Raw genomic sequence first — 1,841 nt, 5'->3', positions numbered from 1 at the left:
AAATTCCCCACCAACGCCCCCGGATGAATATGAAATACATCCGAGTCCGGCAGGCTGGGCAGGTTGGCCTTCACCGCCTCCCACCACATAAGCCTCTCAATCCGCTGCTGCTCGGCGTTATGCTGGGCTTTCGGGCCGGTTTTCTCCTCGATGGCGCCGGTCAGTTGCTTCCACTTGTCCGGGTTGGCCCATTCGCTCTCGTGCTTGATGATGAGCCGTGACAGACTGAACGCCCGCCACGGGTCGTCGTAGACTGCGCAGAGGTCGTCAGCGGCTCGGCAGCCATCCCCGGTTGGGTAGACGGCACGATAGACGCCTGCCATCAGCGGGCTGAGATTGGGCAGCGCCGCAGGCTCAGAGACTGCCGCTTGCATGGCGTAGTCGATATACGTCTGGGTGGTCGCAAATAGCGTATGCGTGGCGTCGTGCTCACCCTCGAACGTCTCGAAGTCGATCCACGATTGCGCGAACTCGCGCGTCACCCGGCCACCTGGAAAGAGTTGCTCGCGCACCCACCCGCTAATGTCTTGGTGCAGCATATTTGCGCCGCGAACCTTCCACCAATTCCGTTTTTGGCCATCAACGCCCGATGCGGTTTCGGTGTGGCGGTTTTCTGGGGACTTGGTCAGATGGGCAAAGGTCTCGATCAGCGTAACGTCGGTACGCGGGGCATCCTGGCCCTCCTGAAACGGCTCCCTGTACAGTTTCGTGCCCTTGCCAACCCGCAGGATCGTGGGCTCGCTGGGTAACCCGAGTTGCTCCCAGTCTTTGGGTCTGAACGAGTGATCTCGAATCCACTCCCGCCCTTGCGCGAGGAAGGGCTTAATGTCATCCCCGCAGAACACTTCAATGTGCACTATCCGGTTCGCGCCCGGCGCGGTGAGCGACTCATAAAGCCCGAGGTGGCCGATCAGGTCGCCCGCATTGATCGGACGCGGGTTCGGCAATACGACCACCTGATCAAACGCGTCCTCCGACAAGACCTCGCGGGCTTCAAGCTGCCCCACGTTGTTCTTGCCAAGATAGACCCATTTACCGATAACTGCGGCAGGATCCACCCAATCACCCGCCTTGGCCGGATAGGGCGTGACGCCATTGGCTTCTACGATTTGGCCCCACTTCTGCTCACGCTTGCCGATACGGACTTGCGCACCTTGCGGCAAGATCGCGACGGGTTGGCTGTTTGAGGTGGCACCGGCCCGCACGCGCAGGCCAACATGTGAGGACGGCGCGACTTGACCGCCTGACCCATTGGCGACCGGGTCATTGGCGTATTGCGTGACTTCGAAACAGGTCGGCCAGTACGCTGGCCAAGGGCCGCTTTCCGGGTATTCCGAGAACGACCGCAAGTGCATGTACAAGCTGAAGAAGGTCAGCCGACTGTCCTTGGGGAACTCCATGACGTGGCGCACGAGCACGAAACTGGTGCTGTATGGCGAATCAATGACGGGGTCGTCATTGGATGCCTGCACTTGACTGACGGGGTAGTGCCGGTCCAGTCGATAGGCAATCACCTCACCATCAGCCAAGCAGCGCACACCGTGTTCCAGGTCCAGTTTCTGTCCTGCCCCGGTCTCACTGATGTGGATGCCACCGTGCCACATGCCCTTATTGCTGACCCCGTAGCCGCCCGACGGCTCATTCCTGAGTAGCGTGAGGAACTCGTGTTCGTCGGTGATTTCTTCGGGGGCGCCACCGGTAGTGGCTTTTTTGCGGAAGGGGAACTTGAAGGTTGGTTGCTGGAGCTTGACGGGCGGTGGGGCTGGTGTGGGCGGCGTGGATGAGGGTGCGGGCATCGGTTACGCAAATCGCAGAACGACAATTTGCGCACGATCGGCGAG

At 60.6% G+C, this 1,841-nt stretch carries 1 protein-coding gene; it reads right to left on the bottom strand.

Annotated elements, in window-relative coordinates:
* The coding region (locus R2N11_RS26325; RefSeq protein WP_316682961.1) for an SH3 domain-containing protein at positions 1-1,796 on the bottom strand (1,796 nt) is incomplete at its 3' end.
* Positions 1,797-1,841 lie beyond the last annotated feature (45 nt).

Origin of the sequence: Ralstonia flaminis (assembly GCF_958415495.1) — a bacterium.
GTDB classification, from domain to species: Bacteria; Pseudomonadota; Gammaproteobacteria; order Burkholderiales; family Burkholderiaceae; genus Ralstonia; species Ralstonia flaminis.
Note: the sequence above shows the minus strand (reverse complement) of the source record. Positions and strands in the feature narration are given on the sequence as shown.